The 22,111-nt window shown below is 71.1% G+C and carries 21 protein-coding genes and 1 tRNA gene; 16 read left to right on the top strand and 6 right to left on the bottom strand.

Annotated features, from left to right (window positions below; all coding sequences use genetic code 11):
* Nucleotides 1–35: 35 nt before the first annotated feature.
* Complete coding sequence (locus AC3IF3_RS08900) at nucleotides 36–221, top strand: hypothetical protein (protein ID WP_489215275.1); 186 nt, start codon at nucleotides 36–38, stop codon at nucleotides 219–221.
* A gap of 49 nt (nucleotides 222–270) precedes the next feature.
* Here the strand turns inward: AC3IF3_RS08900 and AC3IF3_RS08895 are convergent, their stop codons facing one another.
* Entirely contained in the window at nucleotides 271–774 is a 504-nt protein-coding gene (locus tag AC3IF3_RS08895) for a Ros/MucR family transcriptional regulator (RefSeq protein ID WP_243971180.1), read from the bottom strand.
* A 396-nt stretch (nucleotides 775–1,170) separates the two neighbouring features.
* On the opposite strand from AC3IF3_RS08895, the gene AC3IF3_RS08890 reads away from it, so the two are divergent.
* Nucleotides 1,171–1,581 (top strand): PaaI family thioesterase, encoded by a 411-nt coding sequence (locus AC3IF3_RS08890; RefSeq protein WP_489228361.1) that lies wholly within the window; start codon nucleotides 1,171–1,173, stop codon nucleotides 1,579–1,581.
* A 48-nt stretch (nucleotides 1,582–1,629) separates the two neighbouring features.
* Here the strand turns inward: AC3IF3_RS08890 and AC3IF3_RS08885 are convergent, their stop codons facing one another.
* Complete coding sequence (locus AC3IF3_RS08885) at nucleotides 1,630–2,334, bottom strand: glutathione S-transferase family protein (protein WP_243971184.1); 705 nt, start codon at nucleotides 2,332–2,334, stop codon at nucleotides 1,630–1,632.
* Between the two features lie 168 nt (nucleotides 2,335–2,502).
* Here AC3IF3_RS08885 and hemF point away from each other — a divergent pair, with 168 nt between their 5' ends.
* Nucleotides 2,503–3,435, top strand: a complete 933-nt coding sequence (gene hemF / locus AC3IF3_RS08880) for an oxygen-dependent coproporphyrinogen oxidase (protein ID WP_489228359.1) — start codon at nucleotides 2,503–2,505, stop codon at nucleotides 3,433–3,435.
* A 10-nt stretch (nucleotides 3,436–3,445) separates the two neighbouring features.
* The gene (locus AC3IF3_RS08875) at nucleotides 3,446–4,564 is read left to right on the top strand and encodes an ATP-dependent DNA helicase (RefSeq protein ID WP_489228358.1); all 1,119 of its coding nucleotides are present in this window, start codon (nucleotides 3,446–3,448) and stop codon (nucleotides 4,562–4,564) included.
* A 781-nt stretch (nucleotides 4,565–5,345) separates the two neighbouring features.
* On the opposite strand, the gene AC3IF3_RS08870 is transcribed toward AC3IF3_RS08875, so the two are convergent.
* A complete protein-coding gene (locus AC3IF3_RS08870) occupies nucleotides 5,346–6,683 on the bottom strand; it encodes an NRAMP family divalent metal transporter (protein WP_489228356.1) in 1,338 nt (445 codons plus the stop codon).
* A gap of 240 nt (nucleotides 6,684–6,923) precedes the next feature.
* Between AC3IF3_RS08870 and AC3IF3_RS08865 the strand changes: the two genes are divergently transcribed.
* From AC3IF3_RS08865 to AC3IF3_RS08835, 7 genes are all read left to right on the top strand, one after another.
* Nucleotides 6,924–7,337 carry a hypothetical protein gene (locus AC3IF3_RS08865; RefSeq protein WP_489215267.1) on the top strand — a complete coding sequence of 138 codons (414 nt, stop codon included), beginning with the start codon at nucleotides 6,924–6,926 and terminating at the stop codon, nucleotides 7,335–7,337.
* A 550-nt stretch (nucleotides 7,338–7,887) separates the two neighbouring features.
* A tRNA-Arg gene (locus tag AC3IF3_RS08860) sits at nucleotides 7,888–7,964 on the top strand.
* An 855-nt stretch (nucleotides 7,965–8,819) separates the two neighbouring features.
* On the top strand, nucleotides 8,820–9,635 hold the full coding sequence (locus tag AC3IF3_RS08855; RefSeq protein WP_489228354.1) for an FAD binding domain-containing protein: 816 nt from the start codon (nucleotides 8,820–8,822) through the stop codon (nucleotides 9,633–9,635).
* Nucleotides 9,632–12,337 carry a molybdopterin-dependent oxidoreductase gene (locus AC3IF3_RS08850; protein ID WP_489228352.1) on the top strand — a complete coding sequence of 902 codons (2,706 nt, stop codon included), beginning with the start codon at nucleotides 9,632–9,634 and terminating at the stop codon, nucleotides 12,335–12,337. Before AC3IF3_RS08855 ends, AC3IF3_RS08850 begins: the two co-directional genes overlap by 4 nt.
* On the top strand, nucleotides 12,334–13,290 hold the full coding sequence (locus tag AC3IF3_RS08845) for an antibiotic biosynthesis monooxygenase (protein WP_489228351.1): 957 nt from the start codon (nucleotides 12,334–12,336) through the stop codon (nucleotides 13,288–13,290). Before AC3IF3_RS08850 ends, AC3IF3_RS08845 begins: the two co-directional genes overlap by 4 nt.
* A 277-nt stretch (nucleotides 13,291–13,567) precedes the next feature.
* Nucleotides 13,568–13,765, top strand: coding sequence for a hypothetical protein (locus AC3IF3_RS08840; RefSeq protein ID WP_489228349.1), 198 nt, complete (start codon nucleotides 13,568–13,570; stop codon nucleotides 13,763–13,765).
* Complete coding sequence (locus tag AC3IF3_RS08835) at nucleotides 13,762–14,862, top strand: YeiH family protein (RefSeq protein WP_489228348.1); 1,101 nt, start codon at nucleotides 13,762–13,764, stop codon at nucleotides 14,860–14,862. The genes AC3IF3_RS08840 and AC3IF3_RS08835 overlap by 4 nt, the downstream gene beginning before the upstream one ends.
* A 15-nt stretch (nucleotides 14,863–14,877) precedes the next feature.
* On the opposite strand, the gene AC3IF3_RS08830 is transcribed toward AC3IF3_RS08835, so the two are convergent.
* The gene (locus AC3IF3_RS08830) at nucleotides 14,878–15,315 is read right to left on the bottom strand and encodes a GFA family protein (RefSeq protein WP_489228346.1); all 438 of its coding nucleotides are present in this window, start codon (nucleotides 15,313–15,315) and stop codon (nucleotides 14,878–14,880) included.
* A 152-nt stretch (nucleotides 15,316–15,467) separates the two neighbouring features.
* A complete protein-coding gene (locus AC3IF3_RS08825; RefSeq protein WP_243971205.1) occupies nucleotides 15,468–15,905 on the bottom strand; it encodes a Ros/MucR family transcriptional regulator in 438 nt (145 codons plus the stop codon).
* Nucleotides 15,906–16,335: 430 nt separating this feature from the next.
* On the opposite strand from AC3IF3_RS08825, the gene AC3IF3_RS08820 reads away from it, so the two are divergent.
* The 4 genes from AC3IF3_RS08820 (at nucleotide 16,336) to AC3IF3_RS08805 (ending at nucleotide 18,069) form a co-directional block, all read left to right on the top strand.
* Nucleotides 16,336–16,725 (top strand): hypothetical protein, encoded by a 390-nt coding sequence (locus tag AC3IF3_RS08820; protein ID WP_243971207.1) that lies wholly within the window; start codon nucleotides 16,336–16,338, stop codon nucleotides 16,723–16,725.
* A gap of 186 nt (nucleotides 16,726–16,911) precedes the next feature.
* On the top strand, nucleotides 16,912–17,328 hold the full coding sequence (locus AC3IF3_RS08815; RefSeq protein WP_489228344.1) for a cupin domain-containing protein: 417 nt from the start codon (nucleotides 16,912–16,914) through the stop codon (nucleotides 17,326–17,328).
* A 115-nt stretch (nucleotides 17,329–17,443) separates the two neighbouring features.
* Nucleotides 17,444–17,704 carry a hypothetical protein gene (locus AC3IF3_RS08810; protein WP_489228343.1) on the top strand — a complete coding sequence of 87 codons (261 nt, stop codon included), beginning with the start codon at nucleotides 17,444–17,446 and terminating at the stop codon, nucleotides 17,702–17,704.
* Between the two features lie 173 nt (nucleotides 17,705–17,877).
* Entirely contained in the window at nucleotides 17,878–18,069 is a 192-nt protein-coding gene (locus AC3IF3_RS08805; protein WP_489228341.1) for a hypothetical protein, read from the top strand.
* 26 nt (nucleotides 18,070–18,095) lie between these two features.
* Here the strand turns inward: AC3IF3_RS08805 and AC3IF3_RS08800 are convergent, their stop codons facing one another.
* Nucleotides 18,096–21,038 (bottom strand): bifunctional [glutamine synthetase] adenylyltransferase/[glutamine synthetase]-adenylyl-L-tyrosine phosphorylase, encoded by a 2,943-nt coding sequence (locus tag AC3IF3_RS08800; RefSeq protein WP_489228339.1) that lies wholly within the window; start codon nucleotides 21,036–21,038, stop codon nucleotides 18,096–18,098.
* A gap of 338 nt (nucleotides 21,039–21,376) precedes the next feature.
* On the opposite strand from AC3IF3_RS08800, the gene chpT reads away from it, so the two are divergent.
* Nucleotides 21,377–22,087 carry a histidine phosphotransferase ChpT gene (chpT, locus tag AC3IF3_RS08795; RefSeq protein ID WP_243971216.1) on the top strand — a complete coding sequence of 237 codons (711 nt, stop codon included), beginning with the start codon at nucleotides 21,377–21,379 and terminating at the stop codon, nucleotides 22,085–22,087.
* Nucleotides 22,088–22,111 lie beyond the last annotated feature (24 nt).

Below are 22,111 nucleotides of genomic sequence, written 5' to 3'. Positions count from 1 at the left end.
AGGATCGGCGGGGATGGGTCCGGCGGGGGTGGGTCATGGCGGATCGGGTGCGGGACCAAGTCCCGGACGAGCCGGACGGCAAGGATCCGAAGGCCGGGCCGCCGGAGCGCAGGCCCGGCGACGCGGCCGCGCCCGCCGAGGCCGAGCCCAGCGAGCGCCGGAAGGCCGAGACCGAGATCGCCGCCGGAGACGTGGCCGACGACCTCGCCGATTTCGCGTAAGGGGGACGGCCGGCGTGGCGCGCGCCGACCCCCACGGCGCGGCTTGTCGTCAGGCCGTTTCCTTGGCCTTGCGCGGACGGGCTGCGCGCTTCGGCTTCTCGGCGACTTCCTCCTCGGCGGGCTCCGGGGCCGCCGCGGACTTGCGGCGCTGCTGGCCGAGGCCGAGGCTGCGGGCGAGTTCGGAGCGCTGGGCGGAATAGCTCGCGGCCGTCGACGGATAGTCCCGCGGCAGCCCGAAGCGCTCGCGATACTGCTCGATCGTCAGACCGTTGCGCGAGAGATGGCGCTTGAGCGTCTTGTACGGCTTGCCGTCGATGAAGGAGATCAGCGCGTCCGAGGTCACCGACTTGCGGATCTGGGCCGGCGTCGGCTTGTCGGCCGCCTCGGTGACGGCCGCCGCGGGGGCGGACAGCTTCGCCAGAGCGGCGTGGACACCGGCGAGCAGACCGGGCAACTCGCTGATCGGCACGGAATTGTTTGAGACATACGCTGAGACGATGTCCGAGGCTTGCTCGATAAAGGTCTGCTGCTGCTCAGTGGCGTTGTCGTCCATCGATGATTCCCTCTATCCGGCGGTGGTGAGACAGTTCTAACGTCTGTGCAGCAAAATCAAGTCGTCGTCGAGCATTTCCCTGCACAGCGTGCCGCCCGTTAACACGCATATTATTCAAGCGCGGGGTCGAGCTGAAATCGTTGCCGGTGAAACCCGGTCGGTGGGACGGGCACTTTCACGAGTTCGCGGCCCTCGGCGCTCTGCCCGCGTGCCTCTGACGGGGATCAGGCCGGTCGCTTCGATTGCGAAGATCGGTTGTCGGTCTGACGAGACGCGTAAAATCTCGCGGCGCGTCCTGCAAAGGATCTTGGGCAAAGGATCTTGGGCACAGGATCTTGGGGCCGCGCGGCGCATGCGTCATAACGGGCCGGGCGGGACAGGACCGGGACGGTGGGCGTGGATCAGCAATCGGAGCCGGGCACCGTCTTCGGGGCCCATATCCCGTTCGTGGATTTCTGCGGGATCGAGGCGCTCGACGTGGCGGAGGGCCGGACGCGCCTGCGGCTCGTTCTGCGTCCGGAGCATGCCAACAACCTCGGCATCGCCCATGGCGGCGTGCTCTGCACCCTGCTCGACGTCGCCCTCGGGACGGCCGCCCGCCTCCGGGCCGGGCGGCCGGTGGTGACCCTCGACCTGCAGGCCCGGTTCCTCAATCCCGCCCGGGGCGAACTCGTGGCGGAGGGGCGCGTCACCCGGGCCGGGCGCGCGGTGATCTTCTGCGAGGCCGAGATCCGCGACGCGGCCGGGACGCTGTTGGCGAGCGCCACCGGCCTGCTCAAGCCGGTGGGCGAGGGCGCGCCCCGCTGACGCCCGGTCCGGCGCAGGCCTGCGCCGGACCGGGGCCTCAAAACCGTCCTAGGCAGTCTTGAGATGGTCGAGTTCCGTCAGCCCGCTGCCGCCATCGGCGTAGGCCGCCTTGAAGCTCGCCCGCGCCTGCCAGCGCCGCCACAGGGCGTCGAGCTGCTCGAACCGCTCGTCGAGCGGGGTGGCGCAGACCGGGAATTTCGAGAACGCGATCGCCGTGCAGAGCGTGATGTCGGCGAAGGTCGGCTCGTCGCCGCCGAGCATCCAGGCGCGGCCGTCCGCGAGGTGGCGGTCGACCAGGCCAGCATGCGCCAGCGCCTCCTTGCGGCAGTGCTCGCCCCATTGCGGGTTGTGCGTCAGCTCCAGCTTCGGCCCGAGCCCCTGGTTCAGCACGTGGAACATCGTGGTGATCCGGTAGAGGATGTGCACCCAGATCCGGTTGTCCCACATCGTGTCGAGCCCCTGCTCCAGAGGCGTCTCGCCGGTGAGGCGGCGACCCGGATGGGCCGCGTCGAGGTAGCGCACGATCGCGGCCGTCTCGGACAGCACGGTCCCGTCGGCGAGCAGGAGGGTCGGCGTCTCGCCCCAGGGATTCATCTTGAGATGGCGCCATTGCCGCTGCTCGCCCCCCGGCGCCATGTCGTAGACCACCTCGTCGAACAGATGGGCGATGCCCTTCTCGTGCGCGAACAGGCGCAGGCGCTGCGGATTCGGGAAAGCGGAGGGCGAGGTGAAGAGGCGAAGGGTGTCGGCCATGGTCTCGGGCTGTCCTGACGGTTCGAGGGCGCGCCGCACGGGCGCATGACCGGCGGATCTAGGGCGGCGATGCCGTGTCGGCCCGGGACTGAGGCGCAGGGCGATGCGGCGCGCCGATTTGGCGCCCGCCGATTGACGCCCCAGCGGCGCAGTGGGAAAGCCTACCGCATGACGATGCCGGACGACGCCCGCGCAGCCCTGACTGCCCCCCTGTCCGAGGCCGACGTGACGGCCATGAAATCCGAGGCCGCGGCCTGGTTCGCGACCCTGCGCGACCGCATCCTGGCGGCCTTCGAGACCCTGGAGGCCGAGGCCGAGGGGCCGTTCCACCCGGATGCGCCCGCAGGCGCCGGGACCTTCGAGAAGACGCCCTGGAACCGCACCGACCATACCGGGCAGCCCGGCGGCGGCGGCGTCATGGCGATGCTGAAGGGCCGGGTCTTCGAGAAGGCCGGGGTCCATATCTCCACGGTCCACGGCGAGTTCGCCCCGGAATTCCGCGCCCAGATGCCCGGGGCGGCCGAGGATCCGCGGTTCTTCGCCACCGGCATCTCGCTGATCGCCCATCCGTGGAACCCGCATGCGCCGACGGTCCACATGAACACCCGCTTCGTCGCGACCACGAAGGCGTGGTTCGGGGGCGGGGCCGACCTCACGCCGGTGCTGATGCGGCGGCGCAACCAGGATGATCCGGACAGCCGCCATTTCCACGCCTGCCTGGCGCGTGCCTGTGCGGCCCACGGCGTCGACCATGCCCGCTACAAGGCGTGGTGCGACGAATACTTCCATCTCAAGCACCGCAACGAGCCCCGTGGCATCGGCGGCATCTTTTACGATTATCGCTGGACCGGCGATGCGCAGGCCGATCTCGCCTTCACCCGCGACGTGGGGGGCGCCTTCCTGGAGGCCTATCCGAAAATCGTCCGCGACAATGTCAGGACCGCCTGGACCGAGGCCGACCGCGAGGAACAGCAGGTCCGGCGCGGACGCTACGTCGAGTTCAACCTGCTCTACGACCGCGGCACGATCTTCGGGCTGAAGACCGGCGGCAACGTCGCCTCGATCCTGTCGTCCCTGCCGCCGACGGTGCGCTGGCCGTGATGGGGGCCCCGTGAGCGCCGGGCTGCCGGCCGCCTACGCCCCGCAGCAGGACGCGGCGCTGAAGGCGATCGCCGCGTGGCGGCGGGGGGGCGGATCCCAGGTGTTCCGGCTGTTCGGCTATGCCGGCACCGGCAAGACCACGCTGGCGCGCCGGATCGCCGAGGATGTCGACGGCACGGTGGTCTACGGCGCCTTCACCGGCAAGGCGGCCTCGGTGATGCGCCAGAAGGGCTGCTACGACGCCGCCACGATCCACTCGCTGATCTACCGCACCAAGGAAGCGGAGGAGGGCGGGCCGACCTTCACGCTGAACCGGTCCGGGCCGGCCGCGAAGGCGGACCTGATCATCATTGACGAATGCTCGATGGTGGATTCCGACCTCGGCAACGACCTGCTGTCGTTCGAGCGGCCGGTGCTGGTCCTGGGCGACCCGGCGCAGCTGCCGCCGGTGCGCGGCGGCGGCTTCTTCACCGAGGCCGAGCCGGACGTGATGCTCACGGAGGTCCATCGGCAGGCCAAGGACGACCCGATCGTCCGCATGGCGATGACCATCCGCGAGGGCGGCCGGCTGGACCTCGGCACCTTCGGCCAGAGCCGGGTGGTGTCGCGCCGCGCCCTGGACCCGGCCGAGGTGCTCGAATGCGACCAGGTGCTGGTCGGCCTCAACAAGACCCGCCGCCTCTACAACGGGCGGCTCCGGGAACTCGCCGGCCACACCGATCCGATGCCGGCGATCGGCGAGAAGCTGGTCTGCCTGCGCAACGACCGGGTGAAGGGCCTGCTCAACGGCTCGACCTGGACGGTGCAGGCCCTGCGCGCGCCGCCGCGGCCGGACCTGATCCGCCTCGACGTGGTGCCGGAGGACGACCCGGGCCTGCGCCGGAAGCCCACCGACATCAAGGTCCTGCGCGCGATGATTTCAGGCTCGGACGAGGAGATCCCGCTGTTCCTGCGCCGGGAGACCGACGAGTTCACCTACGGCTACGCGCTGACGGTCCACAAGGCGCAGGGGTCGCAGTGGGACCGGGTGACGCTGTTCGACGAATCCTACGCCTTCCGCGAGCACCGGGCCCGCTGGCTCTACACCGGGCTGACCCGGGCCGCGCAGGCGATCACCGTGGTGGTCTGATCCGTCGCCGGGGTTTTCCGCGGGACGGCACCACGCCCGACGCATCGCTCCGGAGACCGCGCGGTTCCGGGCGCGGGCGCGCACGACAACCGAGGCCGCCGGCACGGGGCGGCCTGCTGCGGAGGCAGGCGATCGCGTGACCTGACCCGCCAACCGAGCTGTTACAGCCCGAGACCGCGCAGAGGACGTGGGCCACGAACCAAGTCCATTTCACCCCGCCGATGCAGGCCTATCGAACCCGGGCCGTCGGATCGGGTCCGGCTCTCATAAACGATGGGTGCAAGTAATTCATCAGCCGCTGAATGTGTAATTGAGGTGACGAGGAGCATTAAATCTAAATAATCCGATGAATATTCATAAAAACACGATTTTGCTTTGGTTCAGAATCGAACGATAGACGCGGGGCCGATCAAGCTGCGGCCGTGATTTCCCACCGCTGACGCCGGTGGGCCACTCGCATGATGCTGTTTGCTCGACGTTCGGAGGGACATCCATGCGCAGGCTCACCTGTATGGCACTTGTTCTCATCCCAGCCGCCGCTCCGGCCCGCGCACGGGCCTGCGAGGGCGTGAGCGCGCGCAACGCCGGGACGGATATCGCGTCCGCCCAGCGGCAGCAGGCCGAGTTCACCCGCGCGCGGGCTCAGCGTGATCGCGGGCGGGCTTGGCGGGACGAGAATGCCTCCGTCAACGCGGAGCGCGATGCGCGGAGTGCGCGCCGCTTCGATACGCGCGGATCCATTTCGAAACGCGGATCCATCGCGGGAGGCCGCCGGCATCGGTCACAGGACGAAGAAACCGACGCTGGCGACCGTCATGAGGGCGGTGGCCAGCCATCCGCCCACCCGCATCGGCGTCGACAGGCTCAGGCGCCCCATGATGCGGCCGTTGCAGGCGACGAGCATCAGCGCGGCCATGACCGGCGCCGCCAGGATGCCGTTGACGACGGCGGCCCAGTACAGCGCCTTGACCGGATCGAGCGCGGTGAAGTTGAGGCCGACCCCGGCCAGGGTCGCCACCGAGAGCGTCGCGTAGAAGGCCTTGGCCTGCCGAAGGCGTCGGTCGAGGCCCCCGGTCCACCGGAAGGCCTCCGAGAGGGCGTAGGCCGCCGATCCGGCCAGCACCGGCACCGCGAGCAGGCCCGTCCCGAGGATGCCGACGGCGAAGAGCGCGAAGGTGAAGATGCCGGCGATCGGCCGGAGGGCCTCGGCCGCCTGCGCCGAAGTCTGGATGTCGGTGACCCCGTTCGCGTGCAGCGTGGCGGCGGTCGCGTAGATGATGAAGATGGCGATGACGTTCGAGACGCCCATCCCGACCACCGTGTCGGTCCGGATGCGGGCGAATTGCGGGCCCGCGTCCCGCGGCGTGCGCCAGAGGGGTTGGGCGCCGCGCTTGATCCGGTCCTCCACCTCCAGCGCCGACTGCCAGAAGAACAGGTACGGGCTGATCGTGGTGCCGAGGACCGCCACCAGGGCGGTCGCGTGGACGGCGTCGAAGCGCAGGTGCGGCACGAGGGTGGCGAACAAAGCCGCGTCCCACGGGACGTGCACGGTGAACACCACGGCGACGTAGGCGAACAGGGACAGGGTCAGCCATTTGAGCAGGCGCGCATAGGGCGCGTAGGGCACGACGATCTCGGCGACCACGCACAGGATGCCGAATCCCACGGTGTAGAGCCTCGGATTGCCCCCCAGGAGCAGGGTGAGCGCCGCGCCCATGGCCCCGAGATCCGCGCCGAGGTTGATGACGTTGGCCACGAGGAGCACGGTCACGACGGTGCGCACGAGCCACGCCGGATAATGCCGGCGCAGGTTCGCCGCGATGCCGCGGCCGGTCACGCAGCCGATACGTCCGCTGATCTCCTGGATCATCACCATGAAGGGCAGGCTGAACAGCATGGTCCAGGCGAGGCCGTACCCGAACTGCGCGCCGACCTGGGCATAGGTGGCGATCCCGCTGGGATCGTCGTCGGCGGCTCCGGTGATCAGGCCGGGCCCGAGACGTCGGACCATGCCGATGGCGGAGGCCGAGCCGGGATCGGATGCGACGCCCTCGCCCAACCCGGTGGCCCGGATCGGGGGACCGGATCCTCCGTGAGCGATCGAGGCGCGGCGCGGCATTGCGGGCTTCCAGCGGCGCGGTCGGATGCGAAGGATGGCCCAGCCGGTCCTGCCCGTCCCCGGACGGGGATGCGAGACGTCCGGGCCGCGGGGCCTGCCCCCGCATCCCTCGCATGTAGGGACCGATCCGAAGCCGGTCCTTGATCCAGCGCAAGGACGCCCTCGGAGTTCCCCCTATGCTGAGCGCCACACCCGCGAGGGTCGGCGCTCGCGTTCGGCCGGGGTGTAAAGGAACCGGTGATGATCTCTCCGCGCGCCGTCTTGGCCTTGGCCAAGCAACAGGACCGCCTCACCGAGTTGCTCCGCCTGATCGACAATGGGCGGTGGTGGGCCGGGGACGAAGCCTCCCTGATCGACGAGGACGAGGTCTGCCTGCAGGCCGACAGGATCGGAAGCGCCCTGGACGTGGTCGAGCGTCTCGCGAACGAGATGGCCGCCGAGGACGGCATGGGCACCGGATCGCAGCTCGCGTCCAGGCCGGGGCATGCCCTGCCGCGCCCGACAGGTCTGGCGTCCGGGAACGAGGCCGTCCCGGAAGGTCTGGGTCCGTTCTCTCCGGGCCAGGTCGGGCCCCTCCATGACCTGATCCACGAGTCGGGCGGTTACGAGCAGAGGGCCTGGGGGTTCTCCGGCGGTACCGCGAAGCTGGTCTGACCCGCCGGCGCCGGCCCGGCGATGGGCGCCACGATCACCGGCTCCGATACCGGACCCGCCGGATGCCGATCCCGGGTCGGGATCCGTGAACTTTCGTATGAGAGCCCGTCTGACCGCGCGATTGCGGTCGCGCGACGGTTTTGACTGACGTGTCTCCCGATCGTCTCCGGGGCCTTCGAGGGTTCCGTTCCGCCACGGGTCATGGGCTGCAGGTTCTGCACCGCCCCGTGCCGGCTGGGGCGGTCACGGCAGGCCCGGGATGGTCCAGGTCACAGCGCTCCGGAGGGAGCCCACCCTGATCCGGGGTTCAGGGCCATCGCGCCCCGCAGAGCCGCCGCCGTTAAGAAGGCCGCGAGGTGGCTCCGGCGGGCATCATCGCGCCGGATCCGCGGCGATCCTGGCGGCCGTCAGGCAGAGAGTCCACGCAGCCCCGCCCTGCAGACGCCCGGAGCCATCGCTCAAGCAAGCGCTCGGACGCGTCTTCTCGCGCGTCGAGACGAGTCCTTGACCCCGGACGGCACCCGTGGCTTCTGGGGCCGGCTGGTACCCTGACTCCGTAGCTCAGCTGGATAGAGCAGCCGCCTTCTAAGCGGCAGGTCGTTGGTTCGAGCCCAACCGGGGTCGCCAGCAAGCACCGCCGCTCGCACGTCGCAGCGGTCGGCATCCTCGATCACGCCCAGCGCCACGCGGTTGCTCCCGGGCGGCGTTTCGACGGGCGAAGGCGGCCTCTCGGATACCGACGGTGGGCGTCCGTGCGGGACGACACGCCCGGCCTGCCTCGGGTTGCTCGACCGATTCGTCGGCCCCGGGTGCGCCGACCCGGTCGATCCGCCCACGCGTGATCGGGATTGGCCCGATCGTCTGGTCTCGGGGCCCCAATCCGGCGACGAGCCGAGCAGAACAGCCGCGATCCGCGTGGCCACGCCCGTTATTTCTTGTCGGTCCGTCTCACCGACGCCGTCATCGGCGCCCCCCCGTTCGGATCCGTCATATCATATCCGTCGCGAAGAGCTCGTCATCGTGTGTGATATCAAATTCAATTCGGTCTATGTATTCGACAAATTGATATATCGGCGCCTGCAATAGATAATACTTGTGCATTGCTGGAAAGCTTGACAATAAGCACGTGATCATATCTACTACATTAGAAATGGTTTATATCGATTAACACTGTGCTCTGAGCACTGTCGAGACGGTCGGCTCGGTTCGTTCTAACGGGGATGGTGGTTCGAGGCCGTCGCGGGGCGTGCGGGAGGCACGTCGGTCTCGGTGCGACGGGATCCGCGCGGCGTCGCTCGTGCGTCAGCCGCACGCGGGGAGGCCCAGGACCCGATCGCGTCCGGTTCGGTCGCCGCGTTCACGGGTTGAGACAATATTAAATCATCAAACATGAAATTAATTCCAAATATTTAATCTATATTTGCTGTAAAAATATCTCAAATTCCGTCGAAATATCGCCGGTTCGACAGATGAAAGACTGATATGAACTTGTCGACCATCGTCGAAGTCCGGCATCCGGCGTCCCTCGCCGACCTGCGGGACTGGCATGCGGGGTGCTCCTGGCTCGCCGGAGGCACGTGGCTGTTCTCCGAGCCGCAGGTTGCGGTCGATACGCTGATCGACCTCGACGCCCTGGGCTGGACACCCCTGACGGTGACCGAGGCCGGGCTCGAGATCGCCGCGACCTGTCGCGTTGCGGAGCTTCACGCCTTCGCGGGTCCGCCGGAATGGCGGGCGGTGCCGCTGTTCCGGCACTGCATCGACGCGTTCCTGATGTCGTTCAAGATCTGGAACGCCGCCACGATCGGCGGCAACCTCTGCATGTCGCTGCCCGCCGGCGCGATGATCTCGCTGACCGCGGCGCTCGAGGGCGTCTGCACCCTGTGGCCCCGCGCGGGCGCGCCGCGGACGGTCCCGGTCGTCGACTTCGTGACCGGCAACCACGCCAACATCCTCCAGCCGGGGGAACTGCTGCGCAGCATCCACCTGCCGGCCTCCGCCCTGGCGAAGCGCACGGCCATGCGGCAGGTCTCGCTGACCAAGCTCGGCCGCTCGGCCGCCCTGATCGTCGCCACGGTCGGCGCGGACGGCTCGGATTTCCTGCTGACCGTCTCGGCCGCCACCCCCCGGCCGGTGCAGCTGCGCTTCCCCGCCTGCCCCTCGGCCGAGGCCCTGCGCGGCGCCCTCGATGCGCGCCTGCCGCGGGACGCCTATTTCGACGACGTGCACGGCTCGGCCCCCTACAAGCAGCACGTCACGCGATACCTCGCCGAACAGATCCGCTCGGAGCTCGCATGACCCGCTACGCGATCGACGGCCGGGGCTACGAGGCCGAACCGGCCCCGGGCCAGTGCCTGCGGACCTTCCTGCGCGACCTCGGCGTGTTCGGCGTCAAGAAGGGCTGCGACGCGGGCGATTGCGGCGCCTGCACGGTCCATATCGACGGCACGCCGTTCCATTCCTGCCTCGTCCCGGCCTTCCGGGCCGCGGGCCGCACGGTCACCACGATCGAGGGCCTGTCCGCCTGCGGCGACGGCCTGCATCCCATGCAGCAGGCGTTCCGCGACGCGCAGGCGTTCCAGTGCGGCTTCTGCGCGGCCGGCATGATCATGACGGCCGTGACCCTGACCGAGGCGCAGAAGGCCGACCTGCCGCACGCGCTCAAGGGCAATCTCTGCCGCTGCACCGGCTACCGGGCGATCGACGACGCCCTGCACGGCCGCTGCAACATCGCGGCGGACCTGCCCGGCCAGGCCCTCGGCGCCAGCCTGCCCAATCCCTTCACCGACGCGATCCTCACCGGGCGCGCCCGCTACACGATGGATGTCGCGGTCCCGGATCTGCTGCACCTGAAGGTCCTGCGCTCGCCCCACGCGCATGCGCGCCTCGTCGCGGTCGACAGGGCGGCGGCGCTCGCCGTGCCGGGGGTCGTGGCGGTCTACACCTGGGAGGACGTGCCCAGGCGCCGCTTCACCTCGGCGCTGCACGAGGATCATCTCGTCGATCCGGACGACATCCTGCTCCTCGACAATATCGCGCGCTTCGCCGGCCAGCGGATCGCGGCGGTCGTCGCCGAGTCCGAGGGGGCGGCCGAGGCCGGCTGCCGGGCCCTGCAGGTGACCTACGACATTCTGCCGGCGGTGTTCGATCCGGTCGCCGCGATGGCGCCCGACGCGCCCCTCCTCCACGACAAGGACCACGTCGAGGCCAGCAGCAACATCTACTGCACGCTCCAGGGCGAGATCGGCGACGTGGCGCAGGGCTTCGCCCAGGCCGACGCGGTCTACGAGCAGACCTATGCCACCACCCGCGTCCAGCATGCGCATCTGGAGACGCACGGCTCGATCGCCTGGAAGGGCGAGGACGGCCGCTGGCACGTCCGGACGAGTTCGCAGGCGCCGTTCGTGGTGCGGACCAAGCTTGCCTACGTGATGGGCCTGTCGCCCCGGGACATCCACGTCTTCACCGAGCGGGTCGGCGGCGGCTTCGGCGGCAAGCAGGAGATGATCTCGGAGGATCTCGTCCTGTTCGCCACGATGAAGCTCGGGCGCCCGGTGAAGTGGGAATGGACCCGGGAGGAGGAGTTCATCGGCGCCACGACGCGCCACCCGATGACCACCCGGGTGAAGATCGGCGCCCGCCGGGACGGCACGCTGACGGCCCTCGACGTCGAGGTCGTCTCCAACACCGGCGCCTATGGCGGCCACGGCGGCGAGACCCTGGCGGCCGCGATGGCGAGCCCGCTCGCCGCCTACCGCTGCCCGAACAAGAAGGGCATCGGCCACGCCGTCTACACCAACATGGTGCCGGCGGGGGGCTTCCGCGGCTACGGCGCCTCGCAGACCACCTTCGCCATCGAGTGCGCGATCGATTCCCTCGCCCGGCAGCTCGGCATCGATCCCTTCGCGATCCGGCGCCGGAACGTCGTGCAGCCCGGGGACACCGTCGAGTCGATCTGGAAGGAGCCGAGCGACGCGAGCTTCGGCAGCCACGGCATCGGCGAATGCCTCGACATCGTCGAGCGCGAACTCGCCACCGGCAACGGCCTCGCCAAGCCCGAGGGGGCGGACTGGGCCGAGGGCCGGGGCGTGGCGCTGGCCATGCTCGAATGCGGGCCCCCCACCGAGCACCGCTCCGGTGCCGACATGCGCCTGCTGCCGGACGGGACCTACCACCTCGCCTGCGGCTCCACCGAGATGGGCAACGGCATCACCACGGCGCACAAGCAGATCGCGGCCTCGGTCCTGGGGACCCGGGCGGACGCGGTCGCCATCATCAACGCCGACACGGACCGCACCCCCTACGACACCGGCACCTTCGCCAGCACCGGCACCGTGGTCGGCGGCAAGGCGGTGCATCTGGCCGCGCAGGCCATGGAAGAGGACATCCTGGACTTCGCCAGCCGGCATACCGGCGTGCCGCGGGATCAGTGCCGGCTGGAGGAGAGCGGGGTCCTTTGCGGCAACCGGCGCATCGCCCTCGCCGACCTCCACGCCGAGGGGACCAAGGTCGATCACCGGTTCATGGTGACCCGGCGGGCCTATCTCTCGCCGCGGACCATCGCCTTCAACGTGCAGGGCGTGCGCCTCGCGGTGCATCGGGTGACCGGCGAGATCCGGGTGCTGCACAGCGTCCACGCCGCCGATATCGGCCGGCCGATCAACCCGATGCAGTGCCGCGGCCAGCTCGATGGCGCCGTCGCCATGGGCTACGGCTGGGCGCTGGTCGAGACCATGGTGCATGACGGGGCGGGCCGCATGGTCAACCCGCAGCTGCGCAATTGCCGCATCCCGACCTTCGCCGACACGCCGCGCACCGAGATCCACTTCGCCGACACGACCGACCGCATCGGGCCGCTCGGCGCGAAGTCGCAGGGCGAGTGCGGCATCAATCCCGTGGCGCCGGCGGTCGCGAACGCCCTGGAGGACGCCATCGGGGTGCGCTTCACCCACCTGCCGTTCACGCCCGACCGCCTGTTCGCGACTTTGTCGGCGGCATGAGCGGGTCCGCATCCAGCGTCAGCATCGTGACGCAGACCTCGGTGCGGCCGGATTGCGCCGACGCCTTCGCCCAGTGGCAGGGCGGGACCAGCGCGGTGATCGCGTCGTTTCCCGGCTTCATCGAGCAGCGCCTGATGCCCCCGCATCCGCCGCTGCAGGTGGATTGGGTGATCCTCCAGCGGTTCAGGAGCGTGGACCAGGCGAAGGCCTGGCTCGGCTCCCCGGAGCGGCAGGCCCGGATCGAGGGCGCCGTCCCGATGCTCCTGGGCCGCGACGACGTCCACATCGTCCGGGACGATGCCAGCGCGGCCCGGACCGCCCCGGCCAGCGCGGTGATCAGCACCCGCGTGAAGCCCGGCCTGGAGGCCGAATACCTCCGGTGGGAGCAGAAGATCGCCGCGGCGCAGTCGAAAGCCCCCGGCCTGCAGGGCTACCGCTTCGAGCCGGCCCTGCCGGGGGTGCAGGAGGACTTCGTCGCGATCCTGCGCTTCGACAGCGAGGCGAACCTGCGCGCCTGGATGGACTCGCCCGCGCGGCAGGCCCTGGTCGCGGAGGCGGCGCCGCTCACCGCCGAGTTCCACGCCCGGACGGTGCAGAGCGGCTTCGAGCAATGGTTCCGCGACGCCACGCCGGCCGGGGCGCCGGCGCCCGCGGCGTGGAAGATGAACATGATCGTCCTGCTGACGCTCTACCCGACCGTGTTCCTGTGGGGGCTCCTGGTCGGCACCCCGATCCTCAACCGGACCCTGGGGCTGGATTTCCCGATCGCCCTGTTCATCGGCAACCTGTTCCGCGTGCTGCTCACCGCGCAGCTGGTGCCGTGGACGGCCAAGCGGCTCAGCTGGTGGCTGTCCCCCGCTCCGGAGCGGCGCGCCCGCGCCGATCTCCAGGGCGCCGGTCTGCTGATCGCCGCCCTCGCGGCCATGATCCTCGTCTTCCGGATGCTGTCTTGACCGGCGCCCTCGCCGGGACGGGGGCCGCCGCTGCGCCGCCGCGGCGCCCAGGACGGCATCGTTGAGCCGGTCCGCGTCGGGCGCGCGCGTTGCGTCCGGGTTTCCGTGATGGGTGCGCTCACCCACCCGATCGGGCGCCGTCCGGTGCGGTTGACCTTCCGGGTGCCGAACGCCATCACGGCCTACCCGGTGACGGCGTGGCCGGTGCCGGACCCAGCCTTCGGCCGGTTTCCGGCCACGGTGATGGGGATGTCGTTCCTGCGCGGGGGCAATCGGCATGGTCAGATTCATCGTGGTGGCCGGCTCCATCGCCCGGGAGCAATCCCGGACGAGCCGGGCCTTCCGGGACGCCGGGGGCGCCACGATGATCACGGTCTACCGCGCCCCGATCGAGGAGCCAGGGGCGAGGGCCATCGCGGCCTATCTTGGGGCGACCGGCCGAGTGGCGGCGGCGGACCAGGGGGCCATGCCATGACAGCCAGGAGCGTCGGACGCATCGGGGCCGGGACAGGGCCCGCCGGCCGCGACCGCGGATTCGCCCGGGTCGGGGCGGCCGGCAGCCTGCTGCCGGGGCTGCTCCTGTGCCTGGCCATCACCGGGGTGGCGCAGGCGCTGCAGGCCGGCGAAGAGAGCCTGACCGGCCATCCCTATGTCGAGGCCCTGGTGCTGGCCATCCTCCTGGGCACGGCGCTGCGCACCGCCTGGGTGCCGGGGGCGCGGTTCAAGGCCGGGATCGCGTTCTCGGCCAAGCAGGTGCTGGAGGTGGCCGTGACCCTGCTCGGCGCCTCGGTGAGCCTGGGGGCGATCGTCGCCTCGGGTCCGGCGCTGCTCGCCGGCATCGTCGGGGCGGTGGCCCTCACCATCCTGGGGAGCTGCGCCATCTGCCGCGGCCTCGGCCTGCCCGTGCGCATGGCGCTGCTGATCGCCTGCGGCAACGCCATCTGCGGCAACTCGGCCATCGCCGCGGTGGCACCGGTCATCGGCGCCGACAGCCGGGACGTGGCGGCGGCCATCGCGTTCACCGCCGTGCTCGGCGTGCTGATGGTGCTCGGCCTGCCGCTGTTCGTGCCGCTGGCCGGCTTCGGCGAGCACCAGTACGGCGTACTGGCGGGGCTCACCGTCTACGCGGTGCCGCAGGTGCTGGCCGCGACCGTGCCGGTGGGCCCGCTCGCCACGCAGGTCGGCACGCTGGTCAAGCTCGTGCGCGTGCTGATGCTCGGCCCCGTGGTGGTGGCCCTGTCGCTGATCGCGCCGCGCCTGCCCGCGGAGGGCACCGGGGGGGCTGCCGCCCCGGGCCGGCTCGGCTTCTTCAAGCTGGTGCCGTGGTTCATCCTGGGCTTCCTGGCGCTGGCCACCCTGCGCTCGCTCGGGCTGATCCCGGACGGCTGGGTCGCGCCGCTGTCCCGGATCGCGGGCTTCCTCACGATCGTGTCGATGGCCGCGCTGGGCCTGGGCGTCGACGTGCGCGTCCTGGCGCAGGTCGGAGGCCGGGTGACGCTGGCGGTCACCGCCTCGCTGCTCGTGCTCCTGGCCATCGCGGTCCTGCTCATCCGCGGCCTCGGGATCGGTTGAGGGCGCGGCGCGCGGTCAGTCGGCCGGCGTGTAGCGGAGCGTCCCGGCGCGGCGCGTGGGCTGGCCGGTATCGTTCGTGTGGTTGACGCCGTCCATCACCGGCACCGCGCGGAAATCGAACGGACTGACGCCCTCCAGGCAGGCGACGTTGACGGCGTACAGGGTGGTGTCGGAGCGCCGTTGATGGTGCGTGTAGATCCCGCAGCGGGAGCAGAAGAAGTGCTGCGCCGCGCCGGTGTGGAAGCGATAGGCGGTCAGCACGTCCGCGCCCGCCCGGATCCGGATCCCGCCCACCTCCGCCATGGCGACGACGGCACCGCGCATGCGGCAGTAGGAGCACGTGCAGCGTCGGACCGACCGGAAGCCGTCGCTGAGCGCCACCTCGAAACGCACCGCGCCGCAATGGCACTGGCCGGCGCGCAGGCGCGTCTCGGCGTCCGTATCGGCGTCCATGTCGCCCGGGCCTCCTGTGCGGTTCGCGGGGCCAGGGTATCGCCGAAGCGCGGGCGGGACAATCGCGGGCTCGTCACGCATCGCGTGAGATCCCCTCACACGGGACGGCGGCGCAATGCCGGAGCCGCTCCCCCGGCGGTCCGGGGCCGGGTTCAGGCCGTCCGGTGGCCGAGCTGGATCGCTTTCGCGATCTCCGAGCGCTGCGCGGCGTAGCCGGGGGCCGTCATCGGGTAATCGTTCGGCAGGCCGTAATGCGCGCGATACCGCTCGGGCGTCAGGCCGTGGGCAGTGAGGTGGCGCTTCAGGGTCTTGTAGGAGCGGCCGTCGATGAAGCTGATTAGGCCGTCGGACTGGATCGACTTGCGGATCTCGGCCGGTGTCGGCGGCTCGGGGCTGGGACCGGCCTCGGACCTGGCCGCGGCCGGCCTTGCGACCGCGGCCAGCGCCGCGTGGACGTTGGCCAGGAGCGCCGGCAGCTCGGTCGGTGGCACGGCATTGTTGGACAGATAGGCCGCGACGATGCGCACCACGAAGGCGCGAATCGTCGATCGAAAATCGTCCTCAAACCCGTCAATGTCGACCAGTTCCATGCCGAGCTTCCTCTAAAACCCATACAATTCTGGATTACTCCTACATTACTGGATGTCAACGCCGAAGCGCGCCCGGCGCAGCGCCGATCCGCGCATGCAACGGGTCCGCGGCGCCCCCGGGCTCGGCCCCCCCCCGGCGATCGTGGCCCGCAGCCCGCGCGGCGGGTGCCGCACGGCGAACCGGGCCTCCGCCCTCCAGGCGGCGCGATACCCGCCGGGCCGGATCGGACGCAGCTGGATCGGGCCGGACGGGAGCGGGACAGGCGGCGCATGCCGCTTTCGCCGAACCGGTCTTCGTGATCCAATACAGGTCCCGCGTAGCGCGAAGCCTCTCCAGGGAGACGATCCGCTGTCCTCGTGTCCCCAGGTCGAAGGTCCGGCCCTCACGCGGGCACCGCGCCGCGCCGTCGCGGGCACCGGGCGCGCCGGCGTGAGGGTCGCGCCGCTGGTGGTGCTCCTGCTCGCGCCGCCCGTCCTCCACGGACAGGAGGCGCTCGGGCTGATCGCCCCGGGCCCGCCCGGTTTCGGCGCGCCGCCCGAGGCGGAGATGCGGGCCAGGGTCGCCGCAGAGTTCCCGGACGCGCCCCTCGTCCGGTTCCGCAAGGTCAGGCCGATGGCGGGCGAAACCGGCGATGCCGTGGCGTTCTGCGGCCAGGTCAGCGCGACGGCGCCGGACCAGCGGGAGCAGAACTTCCACCTGTTCCTGTACGGCCGCACCGCCGGAGCCGAGACCGTTCACATTCTCGGATCCGAATCCCTGAACGGCTACCGGATCGGCCGCAAGCTGATCGGCGCCCTGCGGCGCATCGGCTGTCTTTAGCGCGCCGTGATCCCGCGTAAGACGGCCCTCAGCGGTCGGGGGCAGTCCGTGCGGCGGCCGATCCACTGGGACTTCGGTATCGCCCGGCATGGGGCAATCACGAAGACTGTAACCGTTGCCTCCGGACCGGTCGTTCCCGGTTGCCACAGGCCGTGCCATGCTGTCCGAAACATCCGGGAGGACGCCATGGACCGCCGCCGCATTCTCGCCCGGGGATACCAGGCTTGGGTCCCGCTGGGCGCGGCGGGCGCCCTGGTCCTCGCGGGGGCGGCCGCGGCCCAGGAGGTCAAGCGGACCGAACTCGGCCGCCAGCCGGTCTCGGGCGACGAGAGCCGGGAGATCGTCATGCAGCTCGTCGAGATCCCGCCGGGCGCGACCTCGCGGCGGCACTTTCACAACGGCGAGGAGGCCTTCTACGTGCTCGAGGGCGGCCTCGCCCAGATGCCGGGTCAGCCGTCGAAGGAGCGGCCCGCGGGCGAGCGCGGCATCAACCGGCGCGGCGTCCCCCATGCCGGCTACACGGTGGTCGGCGACAGGACCGTGAGGATCCTGTCGGTCTACGTCGTCGACAAGGGCAAGCCGCTCCAGGAGGCCGCCGACTGACCCGCCTGCCCCACACGTGGCGAGATTGCGGCAGAAACTTGACTGTTGTGATCGAATCAGTATACAGCTTGACCGTTGCGTTGCAGATACACCCCCAAAGCGTCTGGAGGTTTCGATGTGCGCGCGGAAGACCTTCTATATCTTCGCTAAGGCGTCCGATGCCCAGCAGTTCTGCGCCGTTCGGCAGGATCAACCGATCCCGCCGATGATCGACGGCGTGAACTGGCGTTATGTGGGCTGCATCGACACGTCACGGGACAGGCCGTTCGGCTTCGACATCGACGCTGCGCATCGCGCGATGCGGCGTTGCGGCGTGTACGTCTACAGGCGCGAGTTCATCTTCTCCCAGCCCAGAGTCCTGTTGGAAGCTGCCTGAGTATCCGTCCGGGCGCCGGATCTCCGTCCGGACCGTCTCGGCGTCGCGGCGTTCCGCGCAGTTCCAGAACGACGAAACCCGTCTGGTCCGGCCGCCTCCCGACGACGCGGTGGCGCGGGCCAGGGACGCGGCGCCCGTGCCGGCACCGTTCGGCCGCGGAGGCACCGTCGGAGATGGCCAGACTTAAGTCTGGGACACGCCTCCTCGCCGTCATCGCGGGCGGGCAGCGTGTCGCGATCCTGCACGGTGGCCGGCACGACGGCGAGCGCCAGGACGTGGCCTTCGGCATGGACCAGGGCCGCGCCGTCAGGGTGCGCCTGTCGAACCATGGCGCCCGACCGGCGTCACCGGCCGAGCGGCCCTGAGATCGCGGTCCGGACGGGGCCTGTCGTCATCGCGGCCGATGGTCCGGACGCGCGGGCGCCTGGGCCCGCCGGATCCGCGCCATCAGGGCCAGGCTCCGGCGCCGGTGGCGGCGCAGCTCCGCCGCGAGGCTGCGCGCCTCCGGCAGGCCCACGGCCTTGGCGATCTGCCGGGACGCGGTCTCGGACGGGTCCGCGGCGGGATCGGCCATCACCAGCCGCTGCCATTGAAAGACCGCGTCGAGGAACCCGTAGGTCTCGGCGAGGGCGTCGGCCGCCTCGGCCGGCAGCAGGCCGCGGGCCGCCGCCCCGCGGAAGACCGCCTCCGCGCCGAGGCCGATGCAGCCCGGCCAGGCGCGGGCATGGCTCAGCACGATCGCCTGGGCCAGGAAATCGAGATCGAACAGGGCCCCGGGGGCGAGCTTCAGGTCGTAGGGGCCGGCATGGCCGCGCTCCCGGGCGACGAGCGCCCGCATCGCCCCCGCCTCGGCGCAGACGGACGCCGGATCGCGCGGGCGGGCGAGGATCGCGGCGATCTCGGCCAGGACGGCTGCCCCGAGGGCGGCGTCGCCGGCCACGCCCCGGGCGCGGACGAGGGCCATGTGCTCCCACGGCTCCGCCGCCTCGCGGTGATAGGTCGTGAAGCCGGTGCGCTGCACGGCGGGGGGGCTGTGGCTGCCGTAGGGCCGCAGCCGCAGATCGACCGCGTAGAGCCGGCCGCGCCGGGTGGCCGCGGTGAGCGCCGCGTAGAGGCGCTGCGCCAGCCGGTTGTAGGCCACGACCGCGTCGAGGGGGCGCGGGCCGTCGCTGATGCGGTCCTCCGGATCGAAATCGTAGAGGAACACGAGGTCGAGGTCGGATTCGGCGCTGAGCTGCCGGGAGCCCAGCCGGCCGAGCGCCAGGACGCAGCACCGCCCCTTCGGCACGGCGCCGTGGTCCCGCGCGAAGCGGCGTTCCTCCGCCTCCAGGCTCAGCGCCACCGCGGCCTCGGCGATGGCGGTGTAGGCCTCGCCGGCCTGGCGCGGCGTCAGGATGCCCGACAGCAGGCGCGCGCCGGTCACGAAGCTCAGCTGCCGCGTGGCGTCCCGGCAGCGGTCCAAGAACTCCTCGTGGCTCGCCGGCCGCCCGACCAGGGCCCGGTACTGGGCGCGTACCGCGTCGGCATCCGGGGGCGGCGCCACGAAATCCGGGTCCAGCACGGTGTCGAGGACGTGCGGGCTCAGGCCCACCGTGTCGGCGAGGCGTGGCGCGGTCCCCAGGATGTCAGCGAACAGCAGGCGCAGGCGCTCGTGCGCCCGCAGGATCGCCAGCAGCTCCGCCACGGCCGGCATCCGCGCGAAGGCCCGATCGAGGGTGAGCAGCGCCGCGTCCGGGTCGGCGGTGCCGCCCAGCGCCCGCAGCAGCGCCGGGAGCGTCTCGGCCAGGATCTCCCGGGCTCGGGCCGTGCGCAGTGCCGCGCGGCGCCCGCGGTGCCAGCCCTCCACGGTCTCCCAGGCCCGGGCTGCGTCCCGGAACCCGAAGGCGGCGAGCCGCGCCAGGGTCTCGGGCTCCGGTGCCTCGCCCGCGCCGAACACGAGGCCCGCCTCGGCGGCGGGGTCGTCGGCCTCGAACAGCAGGGCGTAATGGGTCTGGACCCGGCCGGCATGGTGGCGGAGCGCCGCCTCGAACGCCGCGAGGTCGGGAAAGCCTGCGAACAGGGCGAGGCCGGTCAGCGCCGCCGTGCCGGTGGGCAGGCGCTGGGTCTGCTCGTCGCGGACCATCTGGAGGCGGTGCTCCAGGGTGCGCAGGAAGCCGTAGGCGGCGGTCAGCTCGTCCCGGGCTTGCCCGTCGATCCAGCCCGAAGCGGCGAGGCCGTCGAGCATCGCCACGGTGCCGCGGCCCCGCAGGGCCGGCTTGCGGCCGCCGAACACGAGCTGCTGGGTCTGGACGAAGAACTCGATCTCCCGGATCCCGCCGCGGCCGATCTTGATGTCGTGGCCGGCGACCGCGACGGTTTCGTGGCCGCGGACCAGGTGGATCTGCCGCTTGAGCGCGTGGATCTCGGCGATCGCCGGGAAGTCGAAGTGCCGCCGCCAGATGAACGGCGCCAGCTCCGTGAGGAACGCCGCGCCGGCCGGGATGTCGCCCGCGATCGGCCGCGCCTTGATGAAGGCGGCGCGCTCCCAGTTCTGGCCAAGGGTCTGGTAGTAGTCGAAGGCGAAGACCGTTGAGAGGGCCACCGCGGTGGAGCCCGGGTCCGGCCGTAGGCGGTAATCGATGCGGTGGACGTAGCCCTCCGCGGTCCGGTCGGACAGGAGCTTCACCAGCCCCTGCGCGAGCTTGACGAGGAACGGTTTGGGATCGCCCCCGGTCGCGGCCGCGGCCACCGCGGAATCGTAGAAGACCACCAGGTCGATGTCGCTGGAATAGTTCAGCTCGCCGCCGCCGAGCTTGCCGAGGCCCAGCACGATCAGCCCCGACCCGTCCTGCGGCGCCGCCGGATCCGGCGGCCGGAACCGCCCGGCCGCGATCCCCTTCCGGAGCAGCGCCTCGGTGGCCGCGCTCACCGAGGCGTCGGCGAAGTCCGACAGCGCCCGGGTGACCGTGGCGAGGTCCCAGCCGCCGCCGAGATCGGCGAGCGCCACGAGGAGCGCGTGCGCCGCCCGGTTGGCGCGCAGCCGCCGGCCGACCTCGGCGAGGTCGGGATCCGCCCCGCAGGCGGCGCCGACCGCGCGCTGGCGGGCGACGAGGTCCCGGTTCGCCGCGTCCGGCGGCTGATCGAGCAGGGCGACGAGGCGGTCCGGCGCGCGCAGGCACGCCTGCCAGAGGAAGGGGGAATGGTCGGCGAGCCCCAGGAGCAGGTCGCGGCACGGCGGCGTCAGGAACCCCGCCGGGAGGGACGGCGCGATCTCGGCGAGCCGGGCCCGCGCCGCCCCGGGATCCGCGAGCCGGAGGCGGGGGCGCAGGCGCGCGTGCAGGGAATCTTTCCGCATCGGGCGGCTCAGAGCGGCCGGCGGCCGGAACCGCGTCGTCCGGTGTCGCGTGTCATGCCGCATCCTCCCCGGGGCGGCGGGCCCGGCACCGCACCGGTCCGGGCGCCCTCGTCCGGCCGCCGATTCGAGAGCCCGCCCGCCGGTCCGTCAATCCCGGTAACGCTTTTCAAAGGCGGGCGTGGCGTTTATCCGTGCGGACCGGTCGTCGCCCGGGTCCGGCCAGCCGGCCGTGCGGATTCCTGCGGGCGACTCGAACGCCGGACGCGGCGGCCGAAAACCGGCAGCCAGTCGGGGCCCCGGCCCGCAGACGCCCGAATCAGATCCGCCCGGAGCGCACCATGTCGTCCCCGAACTCGCCGACCCTGACCCTCGACGGTCTCGACCTCGCCGCCCTGCTCTGCTCCCGCGTCTGCCACGACGTGATCAGCCCCGTGGGCGCGATCGTGAACGGGCTCGAGGTCCTGGAGGACGATCAGGACGAATCGATGCGCACCTTCGCGCTGGAACTGATCGGGAAGAGCGCCCGGCAGGCCTCCGCGCGGTTGAAGTTCGCCCGGATCGCCTTCGGGGCCGCGGGATCGGCCGGCGCCTCGATCGACCTCGCCGATGCCGAGGGCGTGGCCAAGGGGATGTTCTCCGACGACAAGACCAAGCTGACCTGGAGCGCCCCGCAGGCCTTGTTCCCCAAGAACAAGGTCAAGCTGCTGCTCAACCTCGTGATGATCGCCACGACCGCGATCCCGCGGGGCGGCGCGATCGACGTCGTGGTCTCCGGCGACGGCGCGGCGCCCACCTTCGTGTTCAAGGCTAAGGGCTCGCATGCCCGCATTCCCCCGCACGTGGAGGAGCTGATGGCCGGCAGCCCCGAGAGCGGCACCGTCGATGCCCACGGCATCCTGCCGTTCTATGCCGGCCTCGTCGCGCGGGCCGCCGCCATGGATGTTCGATTCGCCATTCAGGATGACGAGGTGACGATCACGGCCGGGCCGACAGTGATCGAAGCATCCGAGGACGCCGCTGAAGAGGCTTCGGGCGCGGAGCAGGGGTGAAACTTTGGAAACCCGGGGCGCGGG

The organism is Methylobacterium sp. J-118 (genome assembly GCF_057836565.1).
This window is presented reverse-complemented; position numbering and strand designations above follow the sequence as displayed.

Excerpts from the sequence above, each read along its gene's own strand:
- hemF (WP_489228359.1), top strand. The coding sequence starts at position 2,503 with ATGACGATGCCGGACGACGCCCGCGCAGCCCTGACTGCCCCCCTGTCC.
- AC3IF3_RS08870 (WP_489228356.1), bottom strand. The coding sequence starts at position 6,683 with ATGCCGCGCCGCGCCTCGATCGCTCACGGAGGATCCGGTCCCCCGATC.
- AC3IF3_RS08895 (WP_243971180.1), bottom strand. The coding sequence starts at position 774 with ATGGACGACAACGCCACTGAGCAGCAGCAGACCTTTATCGAGCAAGCC.
- AC3IF3_RS08865 (WP_489215267.1), top strand. The coding sequence starts at position 6,924 with ATGATCTCTCCGCGCGCCGTCTTGGCCTTGGCCAAGCAACAGGACCGC.
- AC3IF3_RS08830 (WP_489228346.1), bottom strand. The coding sequence starts at position 15,315 with ATGGACGCCGATACGGACGCCGAGACGCGCCTGCGCGCCGGCCAGTGC.
- AC3IF3_RS08810 (WP_489228343.1), top strand. The coding sequence starts at position 17,444 with ATGTGCGCGCGGAAGACCTTCTATATCTTCGCTAAGGCGTCCGATGCC.
- AC3IF3_RS08815 (WP_489228344.1), top strand. The coding sequence starts at position 16,912 with ATGGACCGCCGCCGCATTCTCGCCCGGGGATACCAGGCTTGGGTCCCG.
- AC3IF3_RS08805 (WP_489228341.1), top strand. The coding sequence starts at position 17,878 with ATGGCCAGACTTAAGTCTGGGACACGCCTCCTCGCCGTCATCGCGGGC.
- AC3IF3_RS08885 (WP_243971184.1), bottom strand. The coding sequence starts at position 2,334 with ATGGCCGACACCCTTCGCCTCTTCACCTCGCCCTCCGCTTTCCCGAAT.
- AC3IF3_RS08825 (WP_243971205.1), bottom strand. The coding sequence starts at position 15,905 with ATGGAACTGGTCGACATTGACGGGTTTGAGGACGATTTTCGATCGACG.
- AC3IF3_RS08840 (WP_489228349.1), top strand. The coding sequence starts at position 13,568 with ATGGTCAGATTCATCGTGGTGGCCGGCTCCATCGCCCGGGAGCAATCC.
- AC3IF3_RS08900 (WP_489215275.1), top strand. The coding sequence starts at position 36 with ATGGCGGATCGGGTGCGGGACCAAGTCCCGGACGAGCCGGACGGCAAG.
- AC3IF3_RS08835 (WP_489228348.1), top strand. The coding sequence starts at position 13,762 with ATGACAGCCAGGAGCGTCGGACGCATCGGGGCCGGGACAGGGCCCGCC.
- AC3IF3_RS08800 (WP_489228339.1), bottom strand. The coding sequence starts at position 21,038 with ATGCGGAAAGATTCCCTGCACGCGCGCCTGCGCCCCCGCCTCCGGCTC.
- AC3IF3_RS08845 (WP_489228351.1), top strand. The coding sequence starts at position 12,334 with ATGAGCGGGTCCGCATCCAGCGTCAGCATCGTGACGCAGACCTCGGTG.
- AC3IF3_RS08855 (WP_489228354.1), top strand. The coding sequence starts at position 8,820 with ATGAACTTGTCGACCATCGTCGAAGTCCGGCATCCGGCGTCCCTCGCC.
- AC3IF3_RS08850 (WP_489228352.1), top strand. The coding sequence starts at position 9,632 with ATGACCCGCTACGCGATCGACGGCCGGGGCTACGAGGCCGAACCGGCC.
- chpT (WP_243971216.1), top strand. The coding sequence starts at position 21,377 with ATGTCGTCCCCGAACTCGCCGACCCTGACCCTCGACGGTCTCGACCTC.